The 23771-nt window shown below is 61.5% G+C and carries 25 protein-coding genes; 11 read left to right on the forward strand and 14 right to left on the reverse strand.

Annotation, left to right across the window (positions count from 1 at the left end; translation table 11 throughout):
- Positions 1–22 precede the first annotated feature (22 nt).
- Positions 23–586, reverse strand: coding sequence for a HutD/Ves family protein (locus AC2CGQ_RS09325; RefSeq protein WP_015377646.1), 564 nt, complete (start codon positions 584–586; stop codon positions 23–25).
- Positions 586–1956 carry a formimidoylglutamate deiminase gene (locus tag AC2CGQ_RS09330; protein ID WP_156865559.1) on the reverse strand — a complete coding sequence of 457 codons (1371 nt, stop codon included), beginning with the start codon at positions 1954–1956 and terminating at the stop codon, positions 586–588. Before AC2CGQ_RS09330 ends, AC2CGQ_RS09325 begins: the two co-directional genes overlap by 1 nt.
- Positions 1957–2136: 180 nt before the next feature.
- On the opposite strand from AC2CGQ_RS09330, the gene hutC reads away from it, so the two are divergent.
- The 4 genes from hutC (at position 2137) to AC2CGQ_RS09350 (ending at position 6846) form a co-directional block, all read left to right on the forward strand.
- Positions 2137–2892, forward strand: coding sequence for a histidine utilization repressor (hutC, locus tag AC2CGQ_RS09335; RefSeq protein WP_484593623.1), 756 nt, complete (start codon positions 2137–2139; stop codon positions 2890–2892).
- Positions 2893–3049: 157 nt separating this feature from the next.
- Positions 3050–4273: an imidazolonepropionase gene (gene hutI / locus AC2CGQ_RS09340; protein WP_048323079.1), complete on the forward strand. Its 1224-nt coding sequence runs from the start codon at positions 3050–3052 to the stop codon at positions 4271–4273.
- Positions 4270–5073: an N-formylglutamate deformylase gene (hutG, locus tag AC2CGQ_RS09345; protein ID WP_004941302.1), complete on the forward strand. Its 804-nt coding sequence runs from the start codon at positions 4270–4272 to the stop codon at positions 5071–5073. The genes hutI and hutG overlap by 4 nt, the downstream gene beginning before the upstream one ends.
- A 237-nt stretch (positions 5074–5310) precedes the next feature.
- Positions 5311–6846: a serine hydrolase domain-containing protein gene (locus AC2CGQ_RS09350; protein ID WP_015377642.1), complete on the forward strand. Its 1536-nt coding sequence runs from the start codon at positions 5311–5313 to the stop codon at positions 6844–6846.
- 3 nt (positions 6847–6849) lie between these two features.
- On the opposite strand, the gene AC2CGQ_RS09355 is transcribed toward AC2CGQ_RS09350, so the two are convergent.
- The gene (locus tag AC2CGQ_RS09355) at positions 6850–7380 is read right to left on the reverse strand and encodes a chorismate mutase (protein ID WP_166445040.1); all 531 of its coding nucleotides are present in this window, start codon (positions 7378–7380) and stop codon (positions 6850–6852) included.
- A gap of 114 nt (positions 7381–7494) precedes the next feature.
- Positions 7495–8007 (reverse strand): anti-virulence regulator CigR family protein, encoded by a 513-nt coding sequence (locus tag AC2CGQ_RS09360; protein ID WP_048323073.1) that lies wholly within the window; start codon positions 8005–8007, stop codon positions 7495–7497.
- Between the two features lie 442 nt (positions 8008–8449).
- Here AC2CGQ_RS09360 and AC2CGQ_RS09365 point away from each other — a divergent pair, with 442 nt between their 5' ends.
- Positions 8450–8629: a hypothetical protein gene (locus AC2CGQ_RS09365; RefSeq protein ID WP_031300509.1), complete on the forward strand. Its 180-nt coding sequence runs from the start codon at positions 8450–8452 to the stop codon at positions 8627–8629.
- A 54-nt stretch (positions 8630–8683) separates the two neighbouring features.
- Here the strand turns inward: AC2CGQ_RS09365 and AC2CGQ_RS09370 are convergent, their stop codons facing one another.
- From AC2CGQ_RS09370 to AC2CGQ_RS09390, 5 genes are all read right to left on the reverse strand, one after another.
- Complete coding sequence (locus tag AC2CGQ_RS09370) at positions 8684–9562, reverse strand: nucleoside-specific channel-forming protein Tsx (protein ID WP_031300510.1); 879 nt, start codon at positions 9560–9562, stop codon at positions 8684–8686.
- 362 nt (positions 9563–9924) lie between these two features.
- A complete protein-coding gene (locus tag AC2CGQ_RS09375; RefSeq protein ID WP_004941292.1) occupies positions 9925–10197 on the reverse strand; it encodes a hypothetical protein in 273 nt (90 codons plus the stop codon).
- A gap of 73 nt (positions 10198–10270) precedes the next feature.
- Positions 10271–11164 (reverse strand): aromatic amino acid DMT transporter YddG, encoded by an 894-nt coding sequence (yddG, locus tag AC2CGQ_RS09380; protein WP_021505526.1) that lies wholly within the window; start codon positions 11162–11164, stop codon positions 10271–10273.
- A gap of 91 nt (positions 11165–11255) precedes the next feature.
- Entirely contained in the window at positions 11256–12626 is a 1371-nt protein-coding gene (locus tag AC2CGQ_RS09385; RefSeq protein ID WP_484593624.1) for an APC family permease, read from the reverse strand.
- Positions 12627–12934: 308 nt separating this feature from the next.
- Positions 12935–14353, reverse strand: a complete 1419-nt coding sequence (locus AC2CGQ_RS09390) for a glutamine synthetase family protein (RefSeq protein ID WP_015377637.1) — start codon at positions 14351–14353, stop codon at positions 12935–12937.
- A 219-nt stretch (positions 14354–14572) separates the two neighbouring features.
- Between AC2CGQ_RS09390 and puuD the strand changes: the two genes are divergently transcribed.
- The 4 genes from puuD to AC2CGQ_RS09410 are packed head-to-tail and all read left to right on the forward strand — an operon-like array spanning position 14573 to position 18692.
- A complete protein-coding gene (gene puuD, locus AC2CGQ_RS09395) occupies positions 14573–15334 on the forward strand; it encodes a gamma-glutamyl-gamma-aminobutyrate hydrolase (RefSeq protein ID WP_004941285.1) in 762 nt (253 codons plus the stop codon).
- Entirely contained in the window at positions 15331–15888 is a 558-nt protein-coding gene (gene puuR / locus AC2CGQ_RS09400; RefSeq protein ID WP_015377636.1) for an HTH-type transcriptional regulator PuuR, read from the forward strand. The genes puuD and puuR overlap by 4 nt, the downstream gene beginning before the upstream one ends.
- 15 nt (positions 15889–15903) lie before the next feature.
- Positions 15904–17400: an aldehyde dehydrogenase PuuC gene (gene puuC, locus AC2CGQ_RS09405; protein ID WP_049240210.1), complete on the forward strand. Its 1497-nt coding sequence runs from the start codon at positions 15904–15906 to the stop codon at positions 17398–17400.
- A gap of 11 nt (positions 17401–17411) precedes the next feature.
- The gene (locus AC2CGQ_RS09410) at positions 17412–18692 is read left to right on the forward strand and encodes an NAD(P)/FAD-dependent oxidoreductase (protein ID WP_004941279.1); all 1281 of its coding nucleotides are present in this window, start codon (positions 17412–17414) and stop codon (positions 18690–18692) included.
- 43 nt (positions 18693–18735) lie between these two features.
- Here AC2CGQ_RS09410 and budC read toward each other — a convergent pair whose 3' ends face one another.
- Both budC and AC2CGQ_RS09420 read right to left on the reverse strand, forming a co-directional pair.
- Positions 18736–19491 carry a meso-2,3-butanediol dehydrogenase gene (budC, locus tag AC2CGQ_RS09415; RefSeq protein ID WP_015377633.1) on the reverse strand — a complete coding sequence of 252 codons (756 nt, stop codon included), beginning with the start codon at positions 19489–19491 and terminating at the stop codon, positions 18736–18738.
- 315 nt (positions 19492–19806) lie between these two features.
- Positions 19807–20235: a universal stress protein gene (locus AC2CGQ_RS09420; RefSeq protein ID WP_033633267.1), complete on the reverse strand. Its 429-nt coding sequence runs from the start codon at positions 20233–20235 to the stop codon at positions 19807–19809.
- Positions 20236–20514: 279 nt separating this feature from the next.
- Between AC2CGQ_RS09420 and AC2CGQ_RS09425 the strand changes: the two genes are divergently transcribed.
- Positions 20515–21132, forward strand: coding sequence for a LysE family translocator (locus AC2CGQ_RS09425; protein ID WP_484593625.1), 618 nt, complete (start codon positions 20515–20517; stop codon positions 21130–21132).
- Here the strand turns inward: AC2CGQ_RS09425 and AC2CGQ_RS09430 are convergent.
- From AC2CGQ_RS09430 to AC2CGQ_RS09440, 3 genes are all read right to left on the reverse strand, one after another.
- Positions 21122–21766: a Qnr family pentapeptide repeat protein gene (locus AC2CGQ_RS09430; protein ID WP_015377630.1), complete on the reverse strand. Its 645-nt coding sequence runs from the start codon at positions 21764–21766 to the stop codon at positions 21122–21124. The two genes, AC2CGQ_RS09425 and AC2CGQ_RS09430, sit on opposite strands and share 11 nt — an antisense overlap.
- Before the next feature lie 26 nt (positions 21767–21792).
- A complete protein-coding gene (locus AC2CGQ_RS09435; RefSeq protein WP_484593626.1) occupies positions 21793–22914 on the reverse strand; it encodes an SMP-30/gluconolactonase/LRE family protein in 1122 nt (373 codons plus the stop codon).
- Positions 22915–23067: 153 nt separating this feature from the next.
- On the reverse strand, positions 23068–23277 hold the full coding sequence (locus tag AC2CGQ_RS09440; protein WP_004941260.1) for a hypothetical protein: 210 nt from the start codon (positions 23275–23277) through the stop codon (positions 23068–23070).
- A 141-nt stretch (positions 23278–23418) separates the two neighbouring features.
- On the opposite strand from AC2CGQ_RS09440, the gene AC2CGQ_RS09445 reads away from it, so the two are divergent.
- A complete protein-coding gene (locus AC2CGQ_RS09445) occupies positions 23419–23769 on the forward strand; it encodes a GFA family protein (protein WP_015377628.1) in 351 nt (116 codons plus the stop codon).
- Positions 23770–23771: the final 2 nt, after the last annotated feature.

Consider the following 23771-nt stretch of genomic DNA (forward strand, 5'->3'; position numbering starts at 1 on the left):
AGGCGCAGGACTCTACTCCGCGTTAGCAGGCTGTGATGTCCGCCCACAGAATAGCGCCGTCGGCCGTCAGCGGCTTCACCTCGCCGCTCACCGCCTGCGCCGTCCACCAGACGCCTTCGCGCGCCCGCAGCTCGCCGCCCTCCGGCAGCGACCAGACCCCGCTCAGCACATACAGCACGCCCGCCCGGTTGGGTAGCAGGGTGACGGGCGCCGTGCTGCGCCGCACCTCGGCCGCCTGCCGGCCGCGGCGCGTCATGATGTTGAAATCCTGACTGGCGCCGCCCAGCAGCGTCGCTTCCAGCGCCACGTCGCCGGAAAACGCGAACGGCTCCCCGACGCGCGCCAACTGATGGTCGATATGCCCAGCGCTGAACAGCCGCACGCCGTCGCCTTCCAGCAGGGTGATCGAACGATCGATGCCCGCAAAGGCGGAAAACGGCCCGTCCTGCGCGATGGTGGCGATGCTGGCACGCCAGTCAAAATCCTGCGCGCCCGGCGGCCAGCTGACGATTTCACGGGTTTCCCCACCGCCGTTGCGCCACGGGCTGACCGGCAGCGCGGCAAAGTTAAAACGGGTCAGGCCCATTACGCCTCCTGCTGAAAGGTTTTCAGCACCTGCAGGAACTCGGCGCTGCTCTGCTGCTGCAGCGCGTGCCGTCCCTGCTCGATCACCTGCTGGCCGCCGACGAATACGTCGCGAATTTGCTCTTTGCCGCCGGCGAACAGCCAGCGGTTAAGGATCGAGGCGTCCGGCGCCGCCGCCAGATACGGATCGTCCCCGTCCAGCACCAGCCAGTCGGCGCGATAGCCGCTCTGCAGCCGACCGATCGGCGCGCCGCATGCCTGCGCGCCGCCCTGCAGCGCCTGCGAGTACAGCACATCGCCCACCGCCGACTGTTCCGGCGTCGTCAGGCGATTGCGACGCTGATCGCGCAGCCGCTGGCCGTATTCAAACCAGCGCAGCTCTTCCACCACGTTGAGCGAAACGTGGCTGTCGGAACCGATGCCCCAGCGCCCCTGCTGCTGCAGGTACGCGTCGCCGGGGAAAATACCGTCGCCGAGGTTGGCTTCGGTGGTCAGACACAGGCCGGCCACCGCGCGGCTGCGCGCCAGCGCTTCCAGCTCGTCGCGATCCAGATGGGTGGCGTGCACCAGACACCAGCGCTGATCCACCGGCAGATGGTCATACAGCCAGGCCACCGGGCGCTGCCCGCTCCACGCCAGGCAATCGTTCACCTCTTTTTGCTGCTCGGCGATATGAATATGCACCGGCAAGGTGCGATCCGACGCGGCCAAAATCTGCTGCATCTGCCCTAGCTCCACCGCACGCAGCGAGTGGAAGCACAGCCCCTGATTCTGCAACGGGCGATCCGCCAGCTGGCGGGCAATCACCTGCTGCTGATGCAGATAGCTTTCGGTGTCCTGGATAAAACGTTTCTGCCCCGGCTGGGCCGGCTGCGCGCCGAAACCGGCGTAGCTGTACAGCACCGGCAGCATCGTCATGCCGATGCCGGCCTGATGCGCCGCCTCGCTGAGCCGGCCGGTCATCTCACCGCGATCGGCGTAAGGCTTGCCGTCGGCGTCGTGATGCAGGTAGTGGAATTCGGCCACCTGGGTGTATCCGCCCTTGAGCATTTCGATATACAGTTGACGGGCGACCACCTCCACCTGCTCCGGCGTCAGGCGCTGCACCAGGCGGTACATCAGATCGCGCCAGGTCCAGAAGCTGTCCTGCGGGTTGCCCGCCACTTCCGCCAGCCCCGCCATCGCGCGCTGGAAAGCGTGGGAGTGCAGGTTCGGCATGCCCGGCACCGCGTCGCCGTGCAGCCGGGTGCAGCCTTGCGGTTCAGCGTCGGCGGTAACTTGAGTCAGATAACCTTGCGCATCGACGTCCAGCCGGACGTTATGCGCCCAGCCCTCAGGGAGCAAAGCGCGTGGGGCAAAATAAGCAGGCATGGCAGTATTCCACGGTTGATGTAACGGTGAATGAGGCGCGGCGATGGCGCGCATTCAGGAATTTTTGGCGGCCGCCGGCAAGTTTCTGGCGCGACGGCCACTAGTTGTATATACATATACATACGCCGACATCAACAGTAAACTGGTGTTATTATTTTTTTATTTGACGAGGTTAACGTCGTGGCTGAACAACAGACCGTGTTACAACTGGCGGCTGCAATGAGCGATACCCCCGCCCCGATCTACCAACGGGTCAAACAGGCGATCGTGAATCAAATCCGTGCGGGGCATTGGCAACCGCACCAGCGCGTGCCCTCCGAAAGTGAACTGGTGGCGGAACTGGGCGTCAGCCGCATGACCATCAACCGCGCGCTGCGCGAGCTGACCAGCGAAGGTTTTTTGATCCGCATGCAGGGCGTCGGCACCTTCGTCGCCGAAGCCAAGGCGCATACCGCACTGCTGGAAGTGCACAACATCGCCGATGAGATCGCCGCGCGCGGCCATCGCCACAGCAGTAAAATCCTCGAGCTGAAGGCCCGCCCGGCCAGCGAGGAAGAAGCGACGGCGCTGGGCATTCAGCCCGGCCAACGGCTGTTCTACTCCCAGATCGTGCATTACGAAAACGACGTGCCGGTGCAGGTGGAAGACCGCTGCGTCAACCCGCTGGTGGCGCCGGATTACCTGAAGCAGGATTTCGACCGCGTCACCCCTTACACCTACCTGACGCAGGCCGCGCCGCTGACCGCCGGCGAACACATCGTCGAAGCGGTGATCCCCACCCGGCGGGAGCGCGAGCTGCTGCAGCTGGAGGATCACGAACCCGGCCTGCTGATCCATCGCCGCACCTGGTCCGGCAAAACCGTGGTGACCTCGGCGCGGTTGCTGTACCCCGGCAGCCGCTATCAGCTGTTCGGCCGCTTCACCAGCGAAGTCTGAACCCCGGCGGGCGCGCCCTGCGCCCGCATCTCCGCTGTCGATCACATCCTGATAACAAAATCTCGCCCGCCTCTTGTGACATCCCGGTGAATGCGTTAGGTTATTTTTAATTGTATATACAACCATGTGGGAGCTGCGGCTCCGGCGGAGGAAAGCAATGACGTCTGAGATCCACTGTGACAGCCTGTGGCACGGCGCCGATATCGTCACCATGCGCGACGGTAAATATCACACCCTGACCGACGGCGCGATCGCCGTACGCGACGGCAAGATTGTCTGGATTGGCGAACATGCGGCGCTGCCGCCCGATCTTATCGCGGACGAAACGGTGAAATTCGACGGCGGCATCATCACCCCCGGCTTTGTTGACTGCCACACGCACCTGGTGTTCGGCGGCAATCGCAGCGGCGAGTTCGAACAGCGGCTGAACGGCGTAAGCTACGCCGACATCGCCGCGCAGGGCGGCGGCATCATCTCCACCGTGAAAGCCACCCGCGAGGCCGACGAAGCGTTGCTGCTGGAGCAGGCGCTGTTCCGCCTGCGGCCGCTGCTGGCGGAAGGCGTCACCTGCGTGGAGATCAAATCCGGCTATGGCCTCAGCCCGGAGAGCGAACTGAAAATGCTGCGGGTGGCGCGCAAGTTGGGCGAGCTGCTGCCGGTCGAGGTGAAAACCACCTGTCTGGCGGCCCATGCGCTGCCGCCGGAATACGCCAACCGCGCCGACGACTACATCAATCTGGTCTGCGACACCATCATCCCGCAGGCGGCGGCCGCCGGTCTGGCGGATGCGGTCGACGCCTTCTGCGAGCATCTGGCGTTCTCACCGGCGCAGGTGGAGCGCGTCTTCGCCGCCGCCGAAGCCGCCGGTCTGCCGGTCAAACTGCACGCCGAACAGCTCTCCGCCCTCGGCGGCAGCACGCTGGCGGCGCGCCATCACGCGCTCTCCGCCGACCATCTCGAATACGCTACCGAGCAAGACGCCCGCGCCATGGGCGACGCTGGCACCGTGGCGGTGCTGCTGCCGGGCGCTTACTACCTGCTGCGTGAAACCCAATGCCCGCCGGTAGCGCTGTTCCGCAAACACCACGTGGCGATGGCGATCGCCAGCGACGCCAACCCCGGCACGTCGCCGGCACTGTCGCTGCGCCTGATGATCAACATGGCCTGCACGCTGTTCCGCCTGACGCCGGAAGAAGCGCTCGCGGGCGTCACCACCCACGCCGCCAAAGCGCTGGGGCTGCAGCACAGCCACGGCACGCTGGAAACCGGCAAGGTGGCGGACTTCGTTCACTGGCCGCTGTCGCGGCCGGCGGAACTGGCTTATTGGTTGGGCGGCCAGCTGCCCTGTACGGTGATTTTCCGAGGAGAAGTACGTCAATGACCATTCGCGATCCTTTTAGCTTCCAGACCGGCAGCCTGCCGCTGCTGATCAGCATCCCGCACGCCGGCACACAACTGACGCCGGCGGTCGAGGCCGGGCTGACCGACGACGCTCGCCCGCTGCCCGATACCGACTGGCACATTCCGCAGCTGTACGACTTCGCCCGGGCGATGGGCGCCAGCGTACTGGTCGGCAACTATTCGCGCTTCGTCATCGATTTGAACCGCCCGGCGGACGACAAGCCGCTGTACACCACCGCCACCACCGGCCTGTATCCCGACGTGCTGTTCGACGGTCGCCCAAGCTTCCTGCCGGGCAAAGCGCCTACGGACGAAGAACGCGCCCTCTACCTGCAGCAAATTTGGCAACCTTATCATCAGCAGCTGCAGAACGAACTGGCGCGCCTCAAAGCGCGCCACGGCTATGCGCTGCTGTTCGACGCGCACTCGATCGCCTCGGTGATCCCGCGGCTGTTCGACGGCCAGCTGCCGGATCTCAATCTCGGCACCAACGGCGGTGAAAGCTGCGCCCAGGCGCTGAGCGATCGGCTGGTCGCCTGCTGCGAGCAGCAACAGCAGTACACCCACGTGCTGAATGGCCGCTTCAAGGGCGGTTATATCACCCGCGCCTATGGTCAACCGCAGCAGCAACAGCATGCGATCCAGCTCGAACTGGCGCAGGTCAACTACATGTCCGAACAGTATCCTTTTGCGTTCGAGCCCCAGCGCGCCGCCTCGCTGCAGCGCCTGCTCAAGCAGATGATTGAAAGCCTGTTGGACGGTGCCGCCAGACTGAATTGATCCCCCTTTACAGGCGCCGCCGGGCGCCTGTTTTTCTCCTGCCTCTAACCGCAACGCCAGCAGCAATCTGCGCGCTATATCAAATTTTCGCGTGATTCCCCGCTAGCTGGTCCAAACAGCGCACAAAACGGCGGCCGACGAAAAACGCACTGCGCCACAATCAGCCCAAAAGCCCGCGCTCAGCGCCGGGCGGCGTGTGGCCGAGCAGGCCCATTTCGAATACTCTCTGGAGGCCCTATGTCTGTAACACCGTTAAACTGGCGCGCTGCCGGCGCTTTGGCCGAACAACTGCTGGCCGGCTGGCAACGGCATGGCGAACCCGGCGGCGCCATCACCCTGTTTGACGCCCAACAACGCCGCGCCACCGCCTGCGCCGGCCTGGCCGATCTGGCGCAGAACACCCCCTTCACCGCCGACAGCGTGGTGCGTTATGCCTCAGTGACCAAGCATATCTTCGCCGCGCTGGCGCTGAACGCCACCGAGCGCGCCATTCGGCTGGAGCAACGCCTGGGTGAACTGCTCCCCGCCCTGCAGCCCGCGTTGGCGGACGTTACCGTCGGCCAGGCGCTGGACATGACCGGCGGCCTGCCCGACGTGCGCGAGACGCTCGGCCTGCTGGGCATCTCGCTGCACGCCGTCAGCGAGGCACAGCCGGTGATGCAGTTTGTCGAGGGTCTGGAGAAATTGAACTACGAAGCCGGCAGCGAGATCGCCTACAGCAATACCGGCTATCGACTGCTGGAGGCCGCGCTGCGCAGCAAAGGGTATGATTTCGACCAACTGGTGCAACAGCACATCGCCCGGCCGCTGCAGGTGCAGATGCGGGCGCCGGAAAGCTGGTTCGACGTAGTGCCGGGGTTGGTGCCGGGTTACTGGCGTGCGCCACAGGGCTGGCAACACGCCAGCGCCGGCCTGCACCTTTCCGCCTCCGGCAGCCTGACCGGCAGCCTCAACGCCCTCACCCGCTGGTTGCAGACGCTGCTGGCCGACGAGGGCCCCGGCCAAGGCGTGCTGGCGCAACTCGGCGCACCGCGCCGCCTCAATCAGGGCCAGCTCAGCGCCTATGGCCTGGGGCTGGCGCAAACCCCGCTGGGCCGCCGCCGCTTGCTCGGCCACGGCGGTTCCCACGCCGGTTACAAAACCTATTTCCTGCTGGCGCCCGACCGTCAGGCCGGCGTCGCGCTGGTGGCCAACCGCGAAGACTGCGACAGCTTCGGCATGGTCTTACAGGTGATGGCGACGCTGCTGGGCGAACCGTTGCCGCAGCGCAGCGCCGCGATCCCCGACGGCCTCTACGCTACCCTGGCGGAGCCGCACTGGCTGGAGGTCAAAGACGGCAATCTGGCCTATCTGGGCAGCGGTGAGCCGCTGTATCAGGGCGAGGATGGGTACGCGGTGTCGCTGTCTGCCCATATGCCGATCAAATTGAAATGGACCGGTGAAGCGATCGAGGGCGAAGTCGGGCATGTGGCGCGCCGTTTCCTGCCGGTCACGGCCAACGGCGACTGCCTGAAGCATGTGCAGGGGCTGTGGTATCACCCGCACTATCGCACCGCCTTTGAAATTCGCGGCAATCGGGTGCATATCGGCGTCGGCCCGGCGGCGCAGACCGGCACGCTCAGCCCGCTCGGCCAGGGCCGCATGCTGGTGGAGTGCCAGGACGGCCCGTGGTTAAAACGCTTTTGCCTCTATTTCCGCGGTTACAACGTGGATCTCATCGCCAACCGCAGCCGGATGCTGACCTTCCGCCGCAGCACCGTCGGCCGCGACTGACGCTCAGCGTGCGCTGCCGGTTTTGACCGCCAGCAGCGCATCCGCCAGCCGCCGTTTGTCGGCGTCGCTGAGATTCACCTGATCCACCGACGCCATAAACGCCGCCCGATCCGCCTCGCCGAGCGGGCCGGCACGCAGCCGCTCCGCCAACCGTTGCAATATCTGGCTGCTCAGTTGCGCGATCTGCGGGCGCACCTGCGCCAACGGGCGCGGCTCCCAGCCGGATCCCGGGTTCGCCAACCAGTCGGCGCGATAGCGGTACTGAATCGCCTTGGCGGCGTCCATCTGCGCGGTGATAAAAGGCCGTACCGACGCCGGCTCCAGCCCCAAACGCCCCGCCTCCGCCTGCGCGTTGGCCAACACCTTCGCCTCCTGCGCCAGATCTTCGATCGGTAAATGCTGCTGCGCCTTGTAACCGGCAACGTCTTTCATCAACGACAGCCGTTGGTTCACCAGCTCGCCGATGGCGGCGGCGCCGCCCGCCAACGCGGGAAAACTGGTCAAACAGCAGGCTATCAATAACGCCCTGAACATGGCGCCTCCCTTATGATGCAGTGAAAACGTAAGGCCCAAAGTTCACCACGTCCGCCCCGCGCTGGCAAATAAAAAGGCCCCGCCGCAGCGAGGCCCGATAACGCTCGACAAACGTTAGTCGAAAACGCCATTGATCACGGAGGCCACAATCGCGGTGCTGAGTGCGACCAGCACCAGATCGTCGCCGGCGATACGCCACTCATAACCCGGGTACTGCGGCAACTCACGCAGCATCGAGTAAGGCACCACTTTTTTGGCGATACCCGGCGGCAGCGGTTTACCGCGCGCCAGATTTTTGGCGATGCCCGGTGGCAGCGAGCTGTAGCCGGTCAGGCCATAGTTGTGCGCCAGCGAACGGGCGCGGTCGCGCGAGAGGCTGACGGATACCAGATTATCGTCGTTCCTATAGCCGCCTTTATCTTTATTGCCTTTGTTGCCGTGATTGCCGTTGTTACCGTTGTTACCGTTGTTGCCATGGTTACCGTTATTGCCGTGATTGCCGCTGTTGCCATGGCCGTTTCCGTTGCCGTTACCATTGCCGCCTTTGTCGGCTAAGGCCGGGGCGGATGACAACCCCAGCGATGCAATCAGCGCCAACACCGTGAGAGTCGTACGACGTTTGTTCATGTTGTGTATTCCTGCGTGGGTGACTCTGTTGACTATAGCTGGCCTTTTCCAGACAAAGTATAAGGAAAACTCCGAGATGACAGTGCGGTTTTACGGCATTCGCGCCACTCTCTTGTTTTAACGCAAAATGCCTCGAAAATGCCGATGCTTGTCTCAGATTTTTCTTGAAGAAAAATAAGCCTTACGCTAGCGTGGGAAGGTAACAAAAAAGAGTTAGCGTGCTCTTTTTCGTCGCACCTCAAATCTTATTCTTATCATCCATAATGATAATAGCGAACATTTCCCGCCTCTCCGTGCGGGATTCTTTTTCCCGCCGCTGTCGCCCCAATCTGGTGCTTTATGTTGAGATTTCGTTGCCGATAATTTACATTCGCTGTCTGAGAAACCTCAACCTCCCGCGGTGGCCAGGCTGGCAACGGGTGGGCGTTCAGGAGCAAAAGACGTGCAAATGACCCTCATGGAATACATCACTCGGCACTTTAACGGCGATCTTCATCAGTACGCGCAGTCGGAAGGCGTCAGCCGTGAACAAATCATTAGTTGGATAAATAATGAATGTCACGTGATCAAAGGCAGACTGTTTATGCCGGTGAAGCATCTCCCGGTTGAACAAGCCCAGTGATGACGAAAAAAAACCCCGCCAGGCGGGGTTTTCTGTTTCTGATAGCACGGAAAATCAGAAGTTATAGCCGACCACGAGGTAATAACCCCAACCGGTAGACTTGATCGGGCCCTGCGGGGTGCCGATATCCGCGCCATCCTGCCACTGACCGCCGTTATGGAAATAACGCGCCACGAAAGAATAGTGCCAGTGATCGTAGTTCAGCGCCAAAATATGGCTGGAGGCGATAGAGTTGCCGGTGCGCACCTGTTTGCCGTTGATCGCGTTACCACTGTCCTTGCCCAGATCGGAACCGAAGTCGAAGTTGGTGAAGCCGATGTAGCTCAGGTTGCCGCCCCACACCTGGGTCAGCGGTACGAAGTATTTCACCTTGAAGCGGTAACCGTCCCAGCTGTTCTCGTTGGCAGCCTGGTAGTTTTCCCACTGGTATTTGGCATAGATGTTCATCGACAGGCTCATCGGCAGGCCGGTGTCGATATCGGTGCCCAGACCCATGTACCAGGTGTTTTGACGGCCGTCGGCGTTGTGGCCCAGATCATAGATGTAGTTGTTGGCGAAGTACCACTCTTTGAACGGACCGAAGCTCAGATCGGTGCCGGTCAGTTTGTCGATGGAGAAACGTGGTTCAATCTCCATAAACAGTGGGGAGCCTTTGTCCCAGATACCGCGATCCGGGGTGTTGCCTACGCCGAAGAACTTCGGCACGTCAACGTAACCGTAGAAATCGAACCAGTCTTTCTTGGCGAAGGCTTCGTATTCGAGATACACATCGTTATTCAGCTGCGGCCCGAAACGGGTGTGGTAGCTGCCCACCACGTTGACGCTCTGGTGCCACCAGTCGGAGACATATTGACTGTCTTTGCTATCAGCCATTGATGATGCACTGTAAGACGCTGCGAGCAGTACACCTGCTGCGAGAGCTATTTTTTTCATTTTATTACCACATGCTTAAAGGGCCATTTCCTGCCCGTTTAGAAAAGATGACAATGAGTCTGCCGACACCTGGCGTTGTCTTCACACAGAAACTCGGATGACGCGCGCATTATAGAAACCACTGACTGTAAGAATCTGTGATCCAGTTACGCATTTCGCGAATAGGTAATCGATTGCGTTCACATTTGTCAAATTATGTTTCATGCAAATTCACATTCGCTGTGATTTTTGTCATGCACCGCGTTTTTTAGCGCAGTTTTTGAGCCAAATGACATCAGGGCGTCATCACGAGGTGGAAAAGAAAAAGCCGACGCGCCAGCGCCGGCCTTCATCAGCATCAGGAGAAAGTACGGAACGTGAAATCAGTTCACCGCCGGCACCGCTTTGGCGATGTTTTCCTGGCGGAACGCCACCTCTTCACCGTTTTTCACCTCCCAACTGGCGACCGGAATATCGGTCTTGGGCGCCGCCGCGACGACCGAGCCGTAAATCAGCTTGTCGTCGCGACGCAAAATATAAACGTCGAGCTGATATTCATGTCGCAAATTCGCCGTGGTCAGGCGAACGGTATCGCCGCGCTCATAGTGATGCACGTCGATTTCAGGCTGTTGAATAAATTGAATGTCGCTTCTCATCGTCGTCGTTCCTTCAGGCAACATGGCTAGTTAAATTCTAGTTCAACATTGCGACGACAGCGGATAATTTCCGTTAATTTCCGCGAGTTGCCCGCCAACAGATCAGCGAACCGAGAGTGACCATCGCCACGCCCTGCCAGAAATTGACGGTCAGCGAGGTGTGCAACACCAACGCGGCGAACACCGCCGACAGCACCGGGGTAAAATAGGAGACGGTGGCCAGCAGCGTCATGTTGCCGTGCAAGATGCCGACGTTCCAGGCGGCATACCCCGCCCCCATCGCCACCCCGGCGCACAGCAGCGTTACGGTCACGCCGAGGCTGAACTGCATGCCGCTTTCCGCGCTGAAGGCGTACTTCAGCCACAGCGCCAGCGCGGTCAGCACGATGAACAGCACCACGCCGTTGCTGCCCTGGGCGATCTTCTTGGTCAGGTTGCAATACAGCGCCCAGATCACCGCACCGCTGAAGGCCAGCGCGTAGCTGAGCGGGTTGCTGCGCACGTTGGCCAGCATCTGCGCCGGCGACCAGCCGCCCTCGCCGCTCATGATCCAACCGATGCCGAACAGCGACAGCAGCAGCCCCGGCAGCAGCCACCATTTCGCTCTTTGGCCGTTAAGCACCAACGCCATCAGCACGGTGAAACAGGGCCACAGGTAGTTGATCATGCCCACTTCTATCGCCTGCAGGCGGGTATTGGCGTAGCCGAGCGACAGCGACAGGCAGATCTCGTAACTGACGAACAGCAGGCTGCCGACGATGAGATAAGGCCGCGGAAAGCTGCGCCATTTCGGCACGCCGAGCGCCACCAGCAAAAACACCGCGCTGACGCTGTAGATCATCGCCGCGCCGCCGATCGGCCCCAGCCCTTCGCTGACGCTGCGGATCAGGCCGACGACGCTGCTCCACAGCACGATGGCCAACAAACCGAGCAACGTGGCGCGGGTACGCAAGGGCAAAGCGGGCATAAGGCAGGTCCAATAGGTTATTTTTTATCAGTTTTTTCACTCTACTGCCGCACGCGCCAAAAAGAAAGGCGGGAAACTCCCGCCTGTGAATTTATTGCTGCGGTTGCCGCTCCAACTGCGGCGGCGGCTGACGAAAACGTCGGGTCAGCCAGGCCAAATAGCCGAAACCCAGCGTCGCCCAGATAAGCCCCATGGTCAGCGAGCTCTTCTCCAGATTCAGCCACAGCACCCCCACCGTCAACGCCCCCACCAGCGGCAGGAACAGGAAGTTGAAGCGATCCTTCCAGCTTTTGTTGCGCCCTTCGCGAATAAAGAAGTGGCTGACCACCGACAGGTTAACGAAGGTAAAGGCCACCAGCGCGCCAAAGTTGATCAGCGCCGTAGCAGTCACCAGATCGAACGACAGCGCCGACAACGCCACCAGCCCGACCATCAGTACGTTCAGCGCCGGCGTACGCCATTTGGGGTGGATATAGCCGAAGAATTTCTCCGGGAACACGTTGTCACGCCCCATCACATACAGCAGGCGCGACACGCTGGCGTGCGACGCCAGGCCGGAAGCCAACGTGTTGATAAAGGTCACGCACAGGAAGATCGACTGGAACAGCTTGCCGCCGACGTACAGCGCGATCTCCGGCAGCGCGGCGTCGGGTTGGTGAAAGCGTTGAATGGTCGGGAAAAACAGCTGGATAAAGAACGAAACGCTAATAAAGATCACCCCGCCGTACAGCGCAGTCAGGAAGATGGCGCGCGGAATAACCTTGGCGGCGTCGGGCGTCTCCTCGCACAGCGTGGTGACCGCGTCAAAACCGAGGAACGAGAAGCACAGGATAGTCGCGCCGGTAATGATCGGCAGCAGGTGGGCATTCTCGCTGAGGAACGGCCGCAGGCTCCACACCGTGCCCATCCCCTCGCCGTTGTGCAGGCCGCGCACCACCAGGTAGATAAATACCAGAATGATCGCCACCTGCGCCAGCACGAACAGGGTATTGAAGTTGGCCACCAGATTGACGCTTTTCAGGTTGATGGCGGTGATCAGGATAACGAAGCCCACCACCCACACCCAGGGCGGCACTTCCGGGAACAGCGCGGTCAGGTAAATCTTCGCCAGCAGCGTGTTGATCATCGGCAGGAACAGATAATCCAGCAGCGACGACCACCCCACCAGAAAACCGACGTGCGGGTTGATCGCCTTCTGCGCATAGGTGTAGGCAGAGCCGGCGGTAGGAAACTGGCGCACCAGTTTGCCGTAGCTGATGGCGGTGAACAACACGCCGGCCAGCGCCAGCAAATAGGAGGTCGGCACATGGCCGTCGGTGAGGCCGGAGACAATGCCGAAGGTGTCGAACACTGTCATCGGGGTCAGATAGGCCAGGCCCATCATCACCACCTGCCACAGCTTGAGGGATTTGCGCAGCTGCGGTTTGCCCGCCGGGCCGCTGTCGATGGCTTTAGTCGTCATGGCAGTTCCCCTTTTGGTCCTCTGCTGTCAACCGTGCAACGTCATTCAGAGAGGCCGCGGGGAAACTGCTGTTCAGGCGGCGGGAAAAACGATTTGGGGTCACTGTCGGGCGGCCGGCGACCGGCCCGTAGGCACTGCGGCACAGGCAGACGCCTGCGCATGGGGATGACTGAGTCATGGTTATTTCCTCGTCGGCGTCCTGTACGCCGTGATAGAAGAAATTCTGTACCGCAGCGCGCAGCCTCACCGGCCACAGGAGAGCCGATGAAATGCGCCGGACGCGCGCGGTAGTCGTTAGGTGAGCGGGATCAGGCGTTTTTCAGCATCCACTCGATTTCGGTTTCGGTGATCAGGCGCTCGAACTGCACCAGCTCGTCGGTTTTGCAGGCCAGGTAGACATGGCTGAAGCGTTCGCCCAGCAATGCATTGAGCACCGGCTGATGCTCAAACTCGTACAGCGCGTCGCTCTGGCGGATTGGGAACGGCAGCCCGTCCTGCTCCAGCCCGTTGCCGGTCACCGGCTCAGGCAGCGGCAATGCGGTTTCCAGGCCGTAGACGATGCCGGCCAGAATGGTCGCCATCACCAGATAAGGGTTGGCGTCGGCGCCCGCCACGCGATACTCCACGCGGTGGTTGTCGCGATCGCCGCAGGGAATGCGCAGCGCCACGGTGCGGTTGTTATGCCCCCAGGAAGCCTGGGTCGGCACATACATGCCGGGCTGGAAACGGCGATAGGCGTTGACGTTCGGCGCCAGCAGCGCCATCGAGGACGGCATCAGGGCGATCATGCCCGCCAACGCCTGTTTCAGCAGCGCCGAATCTTCGCCGTCGTCGTCGGCGAACACATTGTCGCCTTGCGCATTCAGCATGCTGATGTGCACGTGCATGCCGCTGCCGGCGTGCTCTTCATACGGTTTGGCCATAAAGGTGGCTTGCATGTTGTGGTTCTCGGCCACCATGCGCACCAACCGTTTCAGCGCCAGCGCATGGTCGCAGGCCTGCAGCACATCATCGGTATGGTGCAGGTTGACTTCGAACTGCCCCGGCGACGCCTCCGCCACCGCGCCGTCCGCCGGAATGCCCTGCAAACGGGCCAGCTCGTCGATTTCGCTCAGCACATCGGCGAAATGGTTCAGGTTATCGACGGAGTACACCTGGCTTTGGGTGTTGCGCTCCTGGGTTCCCGGCGCGCAAGGCGGCTGCAGATAGCCCTCCGCATCGCGTTGACGATCGATGAGATAGAACTCCAACTCTACCGCTACCACGGGGGAAAGCCCGCGCTGACGCAAACGCTGCCACACTCGGTTCAGCACATTGCGCGGTTCAACGTCAAAGGGAGTGCCATCTTCATCCAGCATGGTGAGCAGCACCTGCGCGATATATTGCGGATCCGCCGCCGACGGCGTCAGCGTGCCCGGCACCGGCACGCACACGTGATCCGGCTCGCCCAACTCCTGCCCCAGCCCGGCCTCTTCTACGACGTTGCCGAGAATATCCATCGCAAATACCGACGCAGGGAAATAACAGCCCTTCTCCAGTTTGTTCAGGCCGCCGACCGGGATGCGTTTGCCGCGGAAGCTGCCGTTCAGATCGGTCAGCAGTACGTCGACATGTTGGGTTAACGGATAACGTTCCAAATACTTCTTCACTTCGCGCTGGAACGCGCTACTTCGTCTCTCTTCACTGTGCTGAACAAAGTTTTCCACTTCTACGATGTTGGTCTGCATGGTTCACCCGCCGTTTGTGTTTTGCTGTCGTCGATGTTTATTGACCGTCTTGTTCAATATAATGCCCACAAATGAAACGTAGATGAAACAAATTTGTTTTGCAAGTGTTACTTTTGGTTTGAATATTGCCCAATCGACTGCTAGATTTATAGAATATTGAACGAAATCGGCGGTGGAGAAGCTTATCGTTCATAATTTCGAACGTACCAAGGGGATAGCATGGACAATATATTTAACAGACCAGTCATCGGCGTCGTCATGTGCAGGTATAGGTTAAACGGGCACCTCACACAGACCTTGCAAGAAAAGTACCTGAATGCCGTTATCACCGCCGGCGGCTTGCCGATCGCCCTGCCGCACGCGCTGGCGGAGCCGGAAATGCTGGCGGAACTGTTGCCACGCCTCGACGGCATTTTGCTGCCGGGCAGCCCCAGTAATGTGCAGCCGCACCTTTATGGTGAAAACGGCGATGAGCCTGACGCCGATCCTGGCCGAGACGCGTTGAGCCTGGCGCTGCTCCGCCAGGCGTTCGACAGGCGCATTCCCCTTTTCGCCATTTGCCGCGGCATGCAGGAGATGGTGGTCGCCACCCAAGGCACCCTGCATCGCCGCCTGTACGAACTGCCCGAGCTGCTGGAGCATCGTGAAGATCACGACCTGCCGCTGGAACAGCAATACGCCCCCGCCCATGAAGTCATCGTTCAGGAAGGGGGGCTGCTTTCGCAACTGATACCGGATTGCAACAGATTCTGGGTGAACTCGCTGCACGGCCAGGGCGCCAAAACCCTGGGCGCGAGCGTTCGCATCGAGGCGCACGCCGCCGACGGACTGGTGGAGGCGATCAGCGTGCGCGATCAGCCCTTCGCGCTCGGCGTGCAGTGGCACCCGGAGTGGAACAGTGACGAGTACGCCCTGTCGCGCCTGTTGTTTGATGGTTTCATCACCGCCTGTCGGAACTATCAAAAGGAAAAACGCCCATGAGCGACGTCAGCTTGGCACCGGGAAAACGTCTGTCGCAGATCCGTCAACAATTGGGGTTGTCGCAGCGCCGGGTCGCCGAACTGTCTGGGTTAACCCACAGCGCCATCAGTACTATCGAGCAAGATAAGGTCAGTCCGGCCATCAGCACGCTGCAAAAGCTGCTGACGGTATACGGTCTGTCGCTGTCGGCGTTTTTCGCCGAGCCGGAAAAACCGGCGCAGCCGCAGATCGTGATAGGCAGTGACGATCTGATCGAAATCGGCAGCCAGGGCGTTTCGATGAAGCTGATCCACAACGGCGATCCGAACCGCACGCTGGCAATGATGATCGAGACCTACGAACCGGGCACCACCACCGGCGAGCGCATCAAACACCAAGGGGAAGAGATCGGCACGCTGCTGGAGGGCGAAGTGGTGCTGCAGGTCAACGGCCAGAGCTATCACCTGCTGGCCGGGCAGAGCTACGCCATCAATACCGGCATTCCCCACAGCTTCAGCAACACGTCGGCGCGCATTTGCCGGATTATCAGCGCCCATACGCCGACGACATTCTGATCAACGGAGCCAGGCATGAACTTTCACCATTTGCAGTATTGGCAACAACGGGCGCAGGCCCTGAAGATTGAGCACCAGCTGTTTATCGACGGCCGCTACCAACCGGCCGCCGCGGGGAAGCGTTTCGCCGTGGAAGATCCCGCCGGCCGCCGTGAGCTGGCGCAGGTCGCGCGCGGTGAAGCCGCCGACATCGATCGGGCGGTCAGCGCGGCGCGCGCCGCCTTTGAACGCGGCGACTGGGCGCAGGCCGCGCCGGCGCAACGCAAAGCCACGCTGCTGCGCTTCGCCGATCTGATGGAGCAGCATCACGAAGAGCTGGCGCTGCTGGAAACGCTGGACACCGGCAAACCGATTCGCCACAGCCTGCGCGACGACGTGCCGGGCGCTATCCGCTGCATCCGCTGGTACGCCGAAGCGATCGATAAGGTGTACGGCGAAATCGCCCCCACCGGCCGCGATGCGCTGGCGCTGATCGAGCGCGAACCGATCGGCGTGGTCGGCGCCATCGTGCCCTGGAACTTCCCGCTGCTGCTGGCCTGCTGGAAACTCGGCCCGGCGCTGGCCGCCGGCAACAGCGTGGTGCTCAAACCCTCCGAAAAATCGCCGCTGAGCGCCATCCTGCTCGGCAAACTGGCGCAACAGGCCGGGTTGCCGGACGGCGTGCTGAACGTGGTGCCCGGCTATGGCCACGACGCCGGCAAGGCGCTGGCGCTGCACCGCGACGTCGATGCCCTCACCTTTACCGGCTCCACCCTGGTGGCGAAACAGCTGATGATTTACGCCGGCGAATCGAACATGAAACGCGTCTGGCTGGAGGCCGGCGGCAAGAGCGCCAACATCGTCTTCGCCGACTGCCCGGATCTGGATCAGGCCGCCCGCAGCGCCGCCGCCGGCATCTTCTATAATCAGGGGCAGGTGTGCATCGCCGGCACTCGCCTGCTGGTCGAAGCGAGCATTGAGCAAGCGTTCCTGCAGGCGCTGCGCAAACATGCGGCGGCCTTCATCCCCGGCGACCCGCTCGATCCCGCCACGGTGATGGGCACGCTGATCGACAGCGGCCACTGCGAGAAAGTGGCCGGCTATATCGAGCGGGGGCTGAGCCAAGGCGCCGCACTGTTCCTCGACGGGCGCGACCATCCACAGGGCGACCACGCCGGCTATCTGGGGCCGACCATCCTCACCCAGGTGGACAATGTCATGAGCGTGGCGCGCGATGAAATCTTCGGCCCGGTGTTGGCGGTGACCGCCTTCGACGACGAGCAACAGGCGCTGCAGCTGGCCAACGACAGCGACTACGGCCTCGGCGCCGCGGTCTGGACCCGCGATCTGGCGCGCGCGCACCGCATGGCGCGCCAGCTGAAAGCCGGCACGGTGTTCGTCAACAACTACAACGACGGTGACATGACCGTGCCGTTCGGCGGCTATAAGCAGAGCGGCAACGGCCGCGACAAATCGCTGCACGCGCTGGACAAATTCACCGAATTGAAAACCACCTGGATCTCGCTGGAATAAGGGCTTCTCTCATGACTGAACACGTAAAAAGCTACTATGCGGCCACGGCCAACGCTCATCAGCCCTATCCGCAATTGAATGAATCTCTCGAGTGCGACGTCTGCGTGATCGGCGGCGGCTATACCGGCCTCTCCTCCGCGCTGTTCCTGGTGGAAGCCGGTTACGACGTGGTGGTGCTGGAAGCGGCGCGCATCGGTTTCGGCGCCAGCGGCCGCAACGGCGGCCAGTTAGTCAACTCTTACAGCCGCGACATCGATGTGATCGAGGAGCGCTACGGCGCGGAAAGCGCCCGCCTGCTCGGCAGCATGATGTTTGAAGGCGCGGAGATCATTCGCAGCCGCATCAGCCGCTACGCCATCGACTGCGACTACCGCCCCGGCGGCATCTTCGCCGCCCTGAACAACAAGCAGTTCCATGCGCTGATCGAGCAAAAGCGCAACTGGGAGCGCTACGGCAATACCCAGCTCGAGCTGCTCGATGCGGACCGGGTGCGCCAGGAGGTCGCCAGCGATCGCTATGTCGGCGCGCTGCTCGATCACAGCGGCGGCCACATCCATCCGCTCAATCTGGCGCTGGGCGAGGCCGAGGCGATTCGCCTGCAGGGCGGGCGCATCTTCGAGCAATCGGCGGTGACGAACATCCGCCACGGCGAACCGGCGCTCATCAGCACCGCCAACGGCCAGGTGAAGGCGCGCTTCGTCATCGTCGCCGGCAACGCCTACCTGGGCGACAAGCTGGAGCCGCGGCTGGCCAAACGCAGCATGCCGTGCGGCACTCAGGTGGTGACCACCGAACCGTTGGCGCCGGAGATCGCGCAGGCGCTGATCCCGCAGAATTACTGCGTGGAAGACTGTAACTACCTGCTGGATTACTACCGCATCACCGCCGATCATCGCCTGCTGTACGGCGGCGGCGTGGTGTACGGCGCGCGCGATCCGGACGACATCGACAACCTGATCCGGCCAAAGCTGCTGAAGACCTTCCCGCAGCTGAAAGGGGTGCGTATCGACTATCGTTGGACCGGCAACTTCCTGCTGACGCTGTCGCGCATGCCGCAGTTCGGCCGGCTGGAGAATAACGTGTACTACATGCAGGGCTACAGCGGCCACGGCGTGACCTGCACCCATCTGGCGGGCAAGCTGATCGCCGAGCTGATGCGCGGCGACGCCGAACGCTTCGACGCCTTCGCCAAGCTGCCGCACCTGCCGTTCTTCGGCGGACGCAACCTGCAGATCCCGTTCACCGCCATCGGCGCGGCCTACTACACGCTGCGCGACCGCATCGGCGTCTAAAACAGCAGGCCCGGTCATCATGGCCGGGCCTGTGCGTTAACGCTTAGACGATCTTCGGTTGGCCGTCCGAGGCGGTCGCCCCGCCATCGACCGGAATGTTGGCGCCATTGATAAAGCTGGCGTCGTCGCTGGCCAGGAACGCCATCACCGCCGCCACTTCTTCCGGCTCCGCCGCACGCCCCAGCGCGATGCGCTCATTGAACTTGTCGCGGATCTCCTGCGGCCAGCCGTTGGTCATGTTGGTTTTGACCAGGCTCGGGCAGACCGAGTTGATGCGCACGCCGTCACCGCCGTGATCGAGCGCCATGGCGCGCGTCAGATTGACCACCGCGCCTTTCGCCGCGCAGTAATAGGCCGCGCCCCAGTCACCGCCCAGGCCGGACACCGACGCGGTATTGACGATGCAGCCCTTGGTCTTCAGCAGGTGCGGCAAGGCGAATTTGGAGCAGAACACCACGCCGTCGATATCGACCCCGGCGATGCGACGCCAGTCGTCGATGCTGGTTTCCAGCACGCTGCCCGCCACGTGTACGCCGGCGTTGTTCAGCAGGACGTCGATGCGGCCCAGTTTTTCCGCCACCTCGTTCATCATTTTTTCAACCGCGACGTGATCGGACACATCGATATGCACCGCCATCGCCCGGCCCTGCGGCAGCGAAGCGGCGACCTTGTCCACCGCTTCCTTGGCCCAGTCGGCCAGCACCACGATCGCGCCCTCGGCGGAGAAACGCCGCGCCGCCGCTTCCCCCATGCCATTGCCCGCACCGGTGATAACCACGACTTTATTGTCAAAACGCATGAGACCTCCTCCATGTGAACGTATTTATATAAGTCATACAAATCTCATTACCCCGAGGATAAGACGCCTCTTCGCGGAGAGCCAGTCAAAACGTGCGGTTTATTAACCAAAAGGAGGTATGACAGTGATTTCAATGCGCTGGATTAACCTTTATCGGATTTTGGCCAACATATTGATGGAAAAAATAAAATTCCAGGCAGTCACTATTTTTCGGGCGGATTGTCAGCAAGCGGAATTATTGCAGGTATGCGGTTATCTTCACCCAGAGATAAGCGATGCGAATGGAAAACGGCAGCCGCCCGTCGGCGGCCGCGACTATTTTTTCTCGATGGGAACAACCAGCAGATCAACGTTCAGCTCGTTGATCGCCTGACGCGCCGAAGAAACCAGTCGGCTCCAGACATCATGATGGTGGCCGAAGATCACCAGATCGAACCCTTTTTCCTTCGCCACCCGGTTCAGCTCTTCCGTCAACGCGCCGCGGCTGACGATCACCTCTTCCACCGGATACGACGACTGCCCTTTGATCGCATTGAGCATATTCTTCACCCGCTCCGAAAAGGTGCGATCGGTGTAGTTGTAATCGCCCACGCCCAGATCGACGTAATAGCCGGCGCGGTGGATGTCGATATAGATCAGGGAAAGTTTGGCATTGAGCGCGGCGGCCAGTCTGGCGCCCTTGCCCAGCAGGAACTCGGCGTCTTCGCTGAGATCCGTGGCGACAACGATATGCCGGTAAGCCATGATGGCGGCCCTCCTCGTTAGATCCGTAAACAGGATGGCGCTCCTTGCCGCATGTTTCTTATGCATCTTAAGTTTAGCCCAGCGCCGGGCCGCTCGCCTGCCCCCTCGGCAAACGGTCGACGAGCGCCATCGCCTCGGTGCCCCAGGCATTCACCGGAATGTGCCGCATGCGTAACTCTTCCCGGCCGTCATCGGAGCGGCGGCGCGATCGGTCGGGTGGATTCTGTGCGGGATTCGTTATAAAACTAACGGTACTCTTGTTGTAACAGGCAATCTTCCATGATCGATATGTCCGCCGTACTCGCCGTTTTCACCGTGTATATTGTCGGCGTGGTGATCCCCGGCCCCAATTTCGTCGCTGTCGCTCACAAAGCCGTTTCAGCACGCCGGACAGAGGCGTTTGCCTTGGTGGCCGGCATCGTGCTGGTCAATCTGTTCTGGGCGAGCAGCGCCCTTCTTGGCATCGGCGTGGTTTTCGCCCTGTTCCCTTGGTTGGCTATGGCGATTAAAGTCGCCGGCGCTGGCTATTTAATGTGGTTCGGCTATCGGCTTAACGCCCAGGCGGCGCCCTCTTCCGGCACCCCAGCGGCCACCGGAAAAAGCGGTTTTCGCGCCGCCTTTCTACAGGGTATCGCCACCAACATCGCCAACCCCAAATCCATTGCGTTTTACGCCGCCGTCTTCTCATCAGCGGCGCCCAGCCATGTTTCTACACCGACTTTTCTCGCCATGCTGCTGGAGGTCGCGGTGATAGCCAGCTTGTGGTACGGGCTGGTGGCGCTGGTCTTGTCGCACGCGCCTGTCGCCGGCGCCTACCGCCGCAGCAAGGCTTGGATCGATCGCGCCTGCGGCACCTTGATCATCGCACTGGGACTGCGGCAGTTACTCAGCCGATGATCGCGATCCCCAGCCGCTCCAGCAGTTGAGCGGCCTGGTGACTGTCCATTTTAACGCCCTGCAGATCGGTGGTGCGTAAATCCAACTCACCCAGTTCCGCGTTGCTCAGATCGCACTGGGTGACATCGGCGGCACGCCAGTCGAAACCGGAGAATTCGCCGCCGGACAGATCGGAACCGCTGAAACTGGCGCCGAGCACCTGCGCCCCGTGCCAGCGGTTTTCCCACAGCTCGCATTTCTCCAGCACCACCTTGGCGAAGTTGGCATAGCTCAGGTTGCTTTTGGTGATATAGGCGCTGCAAAACCAGGTGCGGCTGGTGATCATGTTCATAAAGCTGGCGCCGCGAAAATCGGCGCCCTGCGCGCGGCATTCGCGGATCTCCACCCCCAGCGCGCTGGCATGGCGGAAATCGGCCATCGACAAATCGCAGCTTCTGAAGCTGGCGTCTTTCAGGATCGCGCGGCTGAAATTGCCGCCCTGTCGGCTGTCGCGATCGTAAAACTGGCAGCCGATAAACTCGGTGCCGGTCAAATCGGCGCCCGAAAAATCGCACAGCATAAAACTGCCGTTTTCAATCTTCTCGCCGGTAAAGCGGTTACGGTCAATCTTTTCACCCTTCAACATCAGACTCATCGCAGCGCACCTGTTTATTTATACAGTCAGTGCGCATTTAATCCTATTCCGGCAGGGATGGCAATCGCCGTCGATCGGCGGCCATCCGCTGCGGCCGGTTCGAACGCCACCTTGACGATACTGAACGTCTTGGTACTTTCCGCCTGAGCGACGTCGGCAAACAGCCGGGGGTAACGGGAGTTGACGACCCACACCTCGCCATCGCGCAGCGCGGCGCCGGTCGGCCCATCCAATCCCGGCGGTGCGGCGACCGCAGCGATACGCGCACTCGCCCAGCCGTCGATCGAGGAGAGCAGCGTCACGTCACCGGACATGCTCCCCTTTTCACCCGGAAAAGACTGTACGATCACCAATTCATGGGCGTTTTTGAGCCGCAGCCCGTCCGGCCCTTTCAGCCGCTGCGGCAGCCTGATTTCACTTATCGCAGGCGTGGTATCCAGCGTCACCTTCCACAGCAGCCCGCGGGTGTAGTCCGCCGCAATCAGGTAGCCATCAGGGTGATACACGACGCCATTGAGATAGGGCCGCGTGCCCTGCGCAGCGGCGGGTGCGACGGCCGGCATCAAGCGCGCTGAGCGTACCAGAATCGATACCTGGTGCGTTGCCCGGTCGATCTTGTAAATCTGCGGCTGGAAGCTGTCGGTGACGTAGATATTGCCCTGCGCGTCGAGCGTCAGATCGTTGGCCAGCGTCGGCCCATGGCTTAGCGATGAAAGGTCGTACGTCTGCTGCAGCACGCCGGTATCGAGATTGAACTCCAGCACCTGCGCCACGCGATTGCGCGTGCCGGCGGCAGAGTTGCGGGACACGCCCACGTCTTCGTTGCACACCAGCACCCGGTTGCGCTCGGCGTCCACCAGCATGCCGGAGGTGGTGATAAGCCCCGTGCCGGTGGAAAACCGCCGATAGCGGCCATCCGGGTAGACCAGGCCAAGCTGCCCGCCGCGCAGGGAGGAGATAAGGAACGCACCGGCGCGTGCATTCCAGGCAATGCCCTCAGGGTAGGCGCCGGCGGGGTCCGGTGAAAACTCGATGCGTTGCGTGGCCTGCGCCTGCATAACGCCGCAGAGCAACAGCGCAGCGCCGGCCAACTGGGTGACGCATCGGCGGCACGGCAATAAGAAAGAAAAGAAGCTGAAGCGGAACATGAGCATGACCCTGATGAGGACTCGGATCGCTAGAGTAGGATCGCGCCGCTCATGGCACCAGCCGGGAAAAAGGCAATGCGCCACTAAAAAAATCGCAGTAATCGGCGCAAAAAAAAACCGCCCGATACGGGCGGTTGACGTGACGGCGAACCGTTACTTCAGGGCTTCCTGAATGGCGTCGGCCATCGGACCGATGTGCTTCTCCGCCGCCTTCAGCTGGAAGTCCACGCCGTTGCCGTCGTTGGTATCCGACAGCGTGGCCTTGATCAGTTCCAGCGCCGCCTGCACCGCCACCAGCCGTTTGTGCTGTTCGTCCGTGACCGGTTCGGCGCCCATATTGGCCGGATAGTAATGTTCTAACATCGCGATCTCCTTTTGATGACGTTAAACCTTAACCTACCAGAAAACCGCGCATTTATTAAGGAAACCCCGCCCGGTGCGGCCGAATGGCGATAAATTGCACTATACTGGGCAAACCCGCCCTCCTGCCACAGGATCACCGCCATGTCATTCCAGGGAAGCTGCCACTGCGGCGCCGTCACCTTCTCCGTAGACGCCGAACTGCCGACCGAAGCCCTCAGCTGCAACTGCTCGATCTGCCGCCGCAAAGGCCTGCTGCTGTCTTTCTTTCCCATCAGCGCGTTCACGCTCAGCAGCGGCCAAGACCAGCTCAGCACCTACACCTTCAATCAGCACAAGATCCGCCATCAGTTCTGCCGAGTCTGCGGCGCCCAGCCCTTTGCCTACGGCACCGCGCCGGACGGCGCCGCGATGTGCGCCGTCAATCTGCGCTGCGTGCCTGACGTCGCGCTCGATGCGTTACAGATCCACAGCTACGACGGGGCCAGCGTCTGAGC

It is taken from the genome of Serratia sp. DFXYC6 (assembly GCF_057196085.1).